This window comes from Streptomyces sp. UW30 (assembly GCF_008042075.1).
In the GTDB taxonomy this organism is placed as follows: domain Bacteria; phylum Actinomycetota; class Actinomycetes; order Streptomycetales; family Streptomycetaceae; genus Streptomyces.
In genome coordinates this window covers 1,127,835-1,135,880 of record NZ_RDBN01000053.1, presented here as the reverse complement: position 1 = coordinate 1,135,880, position 8,046 = coordinate 1,127,835, and the positions used below count along the sequence as shown (strand labels likewise).

Below are 8,046 nucleotides of genomic sequence, written 5' to 3'. Positions count from 1 at the left end.
GCCCGAGTACGCCGAGCAGCAGGGGCGGGTGGGGGACGACGTACGACCAGATCCGGCCGTGCCCGCTCATCCGCCGCCATTCGCTCGCGAAGGACTGGCAGTGCGGGCAGCAGGGGCGGGGCGGGAAGCGGAGTTCGCCGCAGTCGGCGCAGCCCTGGACGCGCAGCTCGCCCTGGGCGGCGTACTGCCAGAAGGGGGCGCCGTCGGGGTCGGTGACGGGGGAGAGCATCCTTCGATCAACTCCTCAGGAGCAGCGCGGAGGTGGGGACGCCTTCGCCGGCGGTGACGAGGCAGGTCGCGGCGCCGGGGACCTGGGCGGTGCTGGTGCCGCGCAGCTGCTTGACGCCCTCGTTGATGAGGTTGAACCCGTGGACGTAGGCCTCGCTGAGCCCGCCGCCCGCGGTGTTCATCGGCAGCCGCCCGCCGATCTCCAGGGCGCCGCCCTCCGTGAACGCCCCTCCCTCGCCCCGGCCGCAGAAGCCGTACCCCTCCAGCGAGAGCGGTATGAGCGCCGTGAACGCGTCGTAGATCTGGGCGACGTCCACATCCTGTGGAGTGAGGTCGGCGTGCTTCCACAGATGGCGGGCGGCGGTCCAGGCGGGGCCGGTGAGCGGGTCGTCGTTCCAGTAGTTGACCATGCCGTGGTGCTGGGCGGGCAGGCCCTGGGCGGCGGAGTGGACGTAGACGGGGGTGTGCCGGCAGTCGCGGGCGCGTTCCCTGCTGACGATCACGCAGGCCAGGGCGCCGTCGGTCTCCAGGCAGTTGTCGAAGAGGCACAGGGGTTCGCTGATCCAGCGCGAGGTCATGTACATCTCGCGGGTCAGCGGCCGGTCGTACATGATCGCGTCCGGGTTCTGGTTGGCCCGGTTCCGGCAGGCGAGGGCGACGTTGAACAGGTGGTCCCGCGTCGCGCCGTACTCGTGCATGTAGCGGCGGGCGAGCATGGCGATCTCGTCGACGGGGCGCAGCAGGCCGTAGGGCCGGGTCCACTGGGCCGGGGTGGGCAGTTGGGCGGTGGTGTTGCGCCAGGGCCGGGGCCCGCTGCCCCTCTTCCGCGACCGCCAGGCCACCCCGACCGTCGCCTGCCCGGCGGCGATGGCGGCGGCGAGATGCGCGACGGTGGCACACGAACCGCCGCCGCCGTAGCCGACCTTGCTGAAGAAGGTGAGGTCGCCGAAGCCGACGGCCTTCGCCAGCTCGACCTCGTCGGTCTCCTCCATGGTGTAGCTGGCGAGTGCGTCGACCTCGCCCGGGGATATTCCGGCGTCGTCCAGAGCGGCGACGACGGCACGGCAGGCGAGGGTTCTCTCGTCCTCGTCGAGCCGTTTGGCGAAGGGGGTCTGTCCTATGCCGACGATCGCGGTGGCGTCCTTGAGGCCGATGCCTGACGACATGCTGCGCGCACCTCCGCATGCTGAAGCGGCTGCTGACAGGGCGTCAGGCTACAGCTAATCTGACGGGTAGTCAGCTAGTGGGTCTGGAGGCTGTGGTGCGCGGTGACTTGGAGTGGGGCAGCATCCCGGAACTCGTCCGGTCCGCGGCCCGGCGGTACGCGGACGTCGAGGCGGTCGTGGAGGGCCGTACGAGGATCTCGTACGCCGAGCTCGGTGCCCGCGTCGAGCGCTCCGCGGCGGCGTGCGTCGCGAACGGCATCGAGCCCGGCGACCGGGTCGCCATCTGGGCCCCGAACACCCTGGACTGGATCACGGCCGCGCTCGGCGCGGTGTCGGCGGGGGCGGTGCTGGTGCCGCTGAACACCCGCTTCAAGGGCGGGGAGGCGGCCGATGTGCTGCGCAGGAGCGGGGCGCGGCTGCTGTTCGTGACGGGCACGTTCCTGGGGACGTCGTATGTGGCGTCGCTGCGGCGGGCGGTCGCGGAGGGGCCGGGGCTGGAGGAGCTGGAGCAGGTGGTGGTGCTGTCCGACGACGCCCCGGCGGACTTCCGTACCTGGAAGGACTTCCTGGCGAGCGGGGACGCGGTGGGCGAGGCGCGGGTGCGGGCGCGTGCCGAGGCCGTCGAGGGCTCCTGGGCGTCGGACATCGTCTTCACGTCCGGCACGACGGGCCGCCCGAAGGGCGCGGTGATCACGCATGCGCAGACGCTGCGGGCGTACGAGGTGTGGAGCGACCTGGCGGGCCTGCGACAGGGCGACCGCTACCTCATCGTGAACCCCTTCTTCCACACCTTCGGCTACAAGGCCGGGGTGATCGCCTGCCTCATGCGGGGCGCGACGATGATCCCCCAGCCGGTGTTCAACGTCGGCACGGCGCTGGCGAACATCGCGGCGGAACGGGTGTCGGTGCTGCCGGGGCCGCCGACGCTGCATCAGTCGCTCCTTGACCACCCGGCACGGGACACGCACGACCTGTCCGCGCTGCGGCTGGTGGTGACCGGCGCGGCGGTGGTGCCGCTGCGGCTGGTGGAGCGGCTGCGCGGGGAACTGGGCGTGGAGACGGTCCTGACGGCGTACGGCCTGTCGGAGGCCAGCGGCATCGTGACGATGTGCCGGCGCGGCGACGACCCGACGGTGATCGCGTCGACGTCGGGCCGCGCGATACCGGGCACCGAGGTCCGCGTCGAGGCCCCGCCCGGCGAACCCGGCGAGGTCCTGGTCCGCGGCTTCAACGTCATGCACGGCTACTACGAGGACGCGGCGGCCACGGCCGAGGTGGTGACACGGGACGGCTGGCTGCGGACCGGGGACGTGGGCGTGCTGGACGGCGAGGGCAACCTCCGGATCACCGACCGCATCAAGGACATGTTCATCGTCGGCGGCTTCAACGCGTACCCGGCGGAGATCGAACAGATGCTGGGCCTGCACCCCGATGTCGCGGACGTCGCGGTGATCGGCGTACCCGATCCCCGGCTGGGGGAGGCGGGGAAGGCCTTCGTGGTGCGTCGTCCGGGTGCCGTGCTGACCGGGGACGACCTGATCGCCTGGGCGCGGCGGGAGATGGCCAACTTCAAGGTCCCGCGGACGGTGGAGTTCGTGGGCGAGCTGCCGCGGAACGCGAGCGGGAAGGTGGTCAAGGGGGAGTTGCGGGGGAGGAGTTGACGAGCCGGCCGGACCGGGTGGTCGTCAGCTCGCGGCGCCGATGCGCTGCGGGGCCCCGTGCCGTGGGCGCTTGAGCTGGGTGGGCACGGGCGCGGGCAGCGTCTCGGTGGTTCCGCGCCAGGTGGCCGGGGCCTGCGCCATGACCACCGCCAGGGCGCACCAGAGCAGGGCGTCCATCCGGTCCAGGTTGGCCGGGTGGTCCATCATGCTCATCAGGAAGAAGCCGGTGAGAGCCGCCAGGCCGACCGTGCCGATCACCGACTTCGCGCGGGCGGCCCGGGCCGCGGACGACACGGCGATCACGGCCACGGCGGTGATGGCGAGGAGCCCGAGAGGGCCCGCCTCCACCAGCCAGTTGAGCCACAGGTTGTGGGCGTGGACGAAGGCCCGGTCGCCGGGCGCGGCGGCGGATATGACCGCTCCGGAGCGGCCGAGTCCGACGCCGAGGGGGTTGTCGGCGGCCAGCCCGAGCGCCGCCTCCCAGGCCTGGCCGCGCACGCCCAGTGCGTTCCCGGCGCGGGACACGGCCCAGATGGCGCCGGCCGCGGCGAGCAGGGCCAGTGTGCCGAGGGCGGCGAACAGCCGGCGTTGCGCACGGTCGGCGAGGCGGGGCGCCAGCCAGTAGGCGCCGCCGAGCACGAGGAGGCCGGCGGCGCCGGCGACGTACCCGGCGCGCGAGAAGGTGGTCAGCAGGGCCCCGTAGCCGATGACCACGAGCAGGACGACGGCGGTGCGGGCCGTGCGCTCGTCCACAAGGACGGCGGCGAGCAGGGCGAACGGCAGGAGCAGTACCAGGAACGCGGCCAGCAGGTTCGGGTTCGAGAAGGTGCCGGTGGCGCGGATGAGGATGCCGTCGCCGCCCGCGTCGCAGGCGATGTCGGTGAGCAGTCCGGTGCGGCAGAAGCCGGTCGGGGTGTCGTTGGTGAACTGGGAGAAGGCACTCGTGGCGGCCGCCGCCACGCCGGTCAGCGCGAGGAGTCCGATCGCCCGCCACGACTCGGGCTGTGCGCGGCGCACGCCCACGACCAGGTAGTAGCAGGCGATGACGGTCAGCAGGCCGCGCAGGGGCGCCGTGGGCTGTCCGCTGCGATACGTCGCCACGACCGAGGCGGCGATCAGCAGCCCTGTGGGAAGGTCCAGCCGCGTCCGGAAGTCCCGCAGCCGGGCCCGCGTACGGCCCCGTACAGGGACCACGAGGGCCAGCAGGCCGAGCAGCAGGGCGAGCCGCGTCGGGGTCAGGATCCCCGCGAGCGGGTCGTCGGGGAAGAAGTCCGTGGCGGAGTCGAGCAGCACGACGGCCACCGCGCCCAGCGGGACGAACTCAACGAACCTGACGATCGCCGACGGCTGTCCGGGGCCCACCGCCGCGCTCTGCTCGGATGCCATGACACCCGAGCGTGGCGGCCGGGTGCGAAGGTGGGGTGTCGGGAGGGGGAACGGCGCGCAGAGGCTGCGGGGACGCGTTGGTGCGCCCGCCTCACGCCGGGACCCGCGGGCACCCCGGACACACCTCGGCCGCGGTGGCTCCCCCTCCGAGCCGCCGCGGCCGATCCCCGTGTGCTGAGGCCTACTTCTTGCCCAGGTCGAAGGCAGGCCCGGCCGGCATCGCGTTGTTGAGGGTGGTGATCTTCTCGTCCTCGGTGGCGGGCCCGCTGGGCATGGCGTTGTTGAGCGTGGTGATCTTCTCGTCCTCGGCGGCCGGCTCACTCGGCATCGCGTTGTTGTCCGGAGAGACGGGCGCGTCCTTCTTCTTGTCGCTCATGGGCTCGTGTTCCTCTGTTCGGTGATGAGTGAGGAACGCCCGCCCGGGGATTCCCCCGCGGATCGCCGGACGGGCGTTCGGAGCCGCACAGTAATCGGTCGGGCTCCGGGTCGGACCGCCTGCCCCCCGACGCGACGGTCTGACCCGTACGAGACTGCCGGGCGCCGATAAACGAACGCTGAACGCCCCCAATCCCCAGGTCAGGGAGGCCAGTCCTAGGCGGCCGCGGCCGAGCTGAGCAGTGCGCGCACCGCGTTGGCCTCCGCGGCGCCGTTCTGCTCGAAGAGGTTGAGCGCCTCACGCCAGCACGCCGAGGCCCGGTCCGCCTGTCCGAGGGCGGCGAGCGAACGCCCCAGGAGCGTCAGCACGTTGCCCTGCATCCGGTCCCCGCCGATGCAGCCCAGCGCGAGAGCCTGTTCGGCGTGCTGGGCGGCCTGTGACGGGCGGCGGTCGGCTGCGTGCACCTCGGCGATGCGGAAGTGGGTGACGCCCTCCCAGAGCCGCTGCCGATGGTCGTTGAAGATGCCGAGGGCGTCGGAGAACTGGCTGAGCGCCTCGGTGTAACGGCCCGCCCGGGTCAGGGCGACGCCCAGCGCGAAGTGTCCGTTGGCCAGGCGTACCGTCCGGCCGATCTCGGTGTGCACGGCGAGACCGCGCTGCGCGATCTCCACGGCCTTCACGATGTTGCCCATGCCCAGGTGGGCCCGTGACAGGTTGCCCAGGACGGTGGCCTCGAAGGGCCGGTTCCCCGCTGCCCGCAGACCTTCGAGGGCCTGGTCGAAGAAGACCTTGCCCTCGGCGAACCGGCCCTCGTGCAGGCAGATGAGCCCCCGGTTGTTGGCCACCCAGCTCACCGCGGTGGCGTCCTGCGCGCTTCCCGCGAGCTCCATGGCGACGCGGGCCTCCTGCTCGGAAGGCTGAATGCGTCCGGAGACCAGCAGCACATCGCTGAGGACCGTACGTGCCCGGCCCTCCGCCCGCTCGTGGCCCACGGCCCGCGTCGCCTCACACGTGGCCCGCGCCGTCATCTCGTACTGATGCGAGTTGGCCCCCGACTCGGTCAGGTCCTTCGCCGCCCAGAGCAGATCGACGGCCCGGGGCAGCCGGTCCGTGCCCGCCGCCTGCCGTACGCAGGCCAGCAGCTGCCCCGCCTCCGTGTACAGCCAGTCGAGGGCCGCAGTCGCCTCCGAGAAGCTCAGGCCCGGATAGCGGGTGGGCTCCAGGTCGTCGGTCAGCCGGTCCCCGGGGTGCTCGATCTCGTACACCAGCGCGGTCGTGGCCAGATAGAAGTCCAGCAACCGCGACAGCGTCGCGTCCCTCTCGTTCGGTGGCCACTCGTCCCGTTCCGCGCACGCACGCGCGTAGAGTCGCACCAGATCGTGGTACCGGTAGCGGCCGGGTGCCGCCGACTCCAGCAGTGAGGTGTCGACGAGGGCCTCCAGCAGGTCCTCGGTGTCCTCCGGCGGAAGGTCGAGCACCGCGGCGGCCGCGGCGAGCGAGATGTCCGGGCCGTCCGCCAGGCCCAGCAGCCGGAAGGCGCGGGCCTGGGCGGGGTCCAGGGCGCCGTACCCCAGCTCGAAGGTGGCCTTGACCGCGAGGTCGCCGGCCTGGAGTTCGTCCAGGCGGCGGCGCTCGTCGGCGAGCTTCGCAGCCAGCACCGACACCGTCCACGTGCGGCGCGCCGCCAGCCGCGACGCCGCGATACGGATCGCCAGCGGCAGGAACCCGCACGCCGCGACCACGTCCAGCGCGGACTCGCGCTCGGCCGCCACGCGCTCCTCGCCCACGATCTTCGTGAACAGGGACAGTGCCTCGTCCGGGGACATCACGTCCAGGTCGACCAGGTGGGCGCCGGCGAGGTCCACCATCCGCACCCGGGACGTCACCAGCGCCGCGCAGCCCTCCGTGCCCGGCAGCAACGGCCGTACCTGGGCGGCGTCGCGCGCGTTGTCCAGCAGCACCAGGACCCGCCGGCCGTCCAGCAGCGAGCGGTACAGCGCCGCCCGCTCCTGGAGCGAGTCCGGGATCGCCGAGTCCGCAGTGCCCAGCGCCCGCAGGAAAGCGCCCAGCACCGTCTCCGGCTCCGCCGCGCGCGGGCCCGCGCCCTGGAGATCGACGTAGAGCTGCCCGTCGGGGAAGGCCGCGCGCGCCTGGTGGGCCACGTGCACCGCCAGCGTCGTCTTGCCCACCCCGCCGATGCCGGCCAGCGCGGAGACCGCCATCACCCGGCCCTCGGCCGAGGCGAGGACCTCGCTCAGCTCCGAGACGAAGGTGGCACGGCCGGTGAAGTCGGGGACGGTGGCGGGCAGCTGGGCCGGGCGCACCGGGACGGACGGCGCTTCGGCCGCCGGTGCCGACGGCTCCGCCAGGGCCGGGTCCGCCTGGAGGATGCGCTGCTGGAGCTCCTTCAGACCGGGACGCGGGTCCACTCCCAGCTCGTCCGCGAGCAGGCGCCGCGTGTCCGCGTACACGGCCAGCGCCTCCGCCTGCCGGCCGCTGCGGTACAGCGCCAGCATCAGCAGCTCCCGCAGCCGCTCGCGCAGCGGATGCTCCGCCGTCAGCGCCGTCAGCTCCGAGACCGCCTCCGCGTGGCAGCCCTGCTCCAGGTCCATGTCGAGGCGGGATTCGAGGAGTTGCAGGCGCCACTCCTCCAGGCGGACGCGCTGCGCCTCGGCGTACGGCCCCGGAACCCCCGCCAGCACCTCGCCGTCCCACAGCGCCAGCGCCCGGCCCAGCACGTCCCGCGCATGGCACAGATCCCCGGCGCTGCGCGCCTTCTCCGCCTCCGACGCCAGCTCCTGGGCCGCCGCCAGATCCAGCGCGCCCTCGGCCAGCCCGCGCACCGCGTAGCCGCCCGACTCGCTCACCAGGACCCCGGGGTCCAGTACCTTGCGCAGCCGGGAGGCGTACGTCCGGACCGCCGCCAGCGCCTGCGAGGGCGGCTCCTCGCCCCACAGCGCGTCGATCAGCTCCGCCGCGGTCGCCGTACGGCCCTCGCGCAGCAGCAGGGCGGCGAGCAGGGCGCGTTGCTGGGGTGAGCCGGTCGGAAGTTGTTCCTCGCCCCGCCAGGCGCGCACCGGACCGAGCACGCCGAAGCGCAGCGCCGCCGCCGGCTCCGCCGCATCTGTCGAGGAGGCGGGACGCCTCTGCTCCGGCACTCGCGGTACCCCGTCCATCGCAGTCCCCCTAGGACCCGTTTACATCTCCGCCAGTTTGCCTTGTTCATGGC

The 8,046-nt window shown here is 73.1% G+C and carries 6 protein-coding genes; 1 reads left to right on the top strand and 5 read right to left on the bottom strand.

Annotation, left to right across the window (positions count from 1 at the left end; genetic code table 11):
- Together EAO75_RS39445 and EAO75_RS39440 are read right to left on the bottom strand one after the other, a co-directional pair.
- On the bottom strand, positions 1 to 229 hold a 229-nt coding region (locus EAO75_RS39445), incomplete at its 3' end, for a Zn-ribbon domain-containing OB-fold protein (protein ID WP_222724019.1).
- Between the two features lie 7 nt (positions 230 to 236).
- A complete protein-coding gene (locus tag EAO75_RS39440; RefSeq protein ID WP_187284761.1) occupies positions 237 to 1,394 on the bottom strand; it encodes a lipid-transfer protein in 1,158 nt (385 codons plus the stop codon).
- A 95-nt stretch (positions 1,395 to 1,489) separates the two neighbouring features.
- On the opposite strand from EAO75_RS39440, the gene EAO75_RS39435 reads away from it, so the two are divergent.
- Positions 1,490 to 3,055: a FadD3 family acyl-CoA ligase gene (locus EAO75_RS39435; RefSeq protein ID WP_147999867.1), complete on the top strand. Its 1,566-nt coding sequence runs from the start codon at positions 1,490 to 1,492 to the stop codon at positions 3,053 to 3,055.
- A 24-nt stretch (positions 3,056 to 3,079) separates the two neighbouring features.
- On the opposite strand, the gene EAO75_RS39430 is transcribed toward EAO75_RS39435, so the two are convergent.
- From EAO75_RS39430 to EAO75_RS39420, 3 genes are all read right to left on the bottom strand, one after another.
- Positions 3,080 to 4,441: an O-antigen ligase family protein gene (locus EAO75_RS39430; RefSeq protein WP_147999866.1), complete on the bottom strand. Its 1,362-nt coding sequence runs from the start codon at positions 4,439 to 4,441 to the stop codon at positions 3,080 to 3,082.
- 181 nt (positions 4,442 to 4,622) lie between these two features.
- Positions 4,623 to 4,817 carry a hypothetical protein gene (locus tag EAO75_RS39425; protein ID WP_147999865.1) on the bottom strand — a complete coding sequence of 65 codons (195 nt, stop codon included), beginning with the start codon at positions 4,815 to 4,817 and terminating at the stop codon, positions 4,623 to 4,625.
- A gap of 215 nt (positions 4,818 to 5,032) precedes the next feature.
- Positions 5,033 to 7,993, bottom strand: coding sequence for an AfsR/SARP family transcriptional regulator (locus EAO75_RS39420; RefSeq protein ID WP_147999864.1), 2,961 nt, complete (start codon positions 7,991 to 7,993; stop codon positions 5,033 to 5,035).
- Positions 7,994 to 8,046 lie beyond the last annotated feature (53 nt).

Bases quoted from the DNA above. Each gene is read 5' to 3' on its own strand.
- EAO75_RS39440 (WP_187284761.1), bottom strand. From the start codon at position 1,394: ATGTCGTCAGGCATCGGCCTCAAGGACGCCACCGCGATCGTCGGCATA.
- EAO75_RS39430 (WP_147999866.1), bottom strand. From the start codon at position 4,441: ATGGCATCCGAGCAGAGCGCGGCGGTGGGCCCCGGACAGCCGTCGGCG.
- EAO75_RS39425 (WP_147999865.1), bottom strand. From the start codon at position 4,817: ATGAGCGACAAGAAGAAGGACGCGCCCGTCTCTCCGGACAACAACGCG.
- EAO75_RS39420 (WP_147999864.1), bottom strand. From the start codon at position 7,993: ATGGACGGGGTACCGCGAGTGCCGGAGCAGAGGCGTCCCGCCTCCTCG.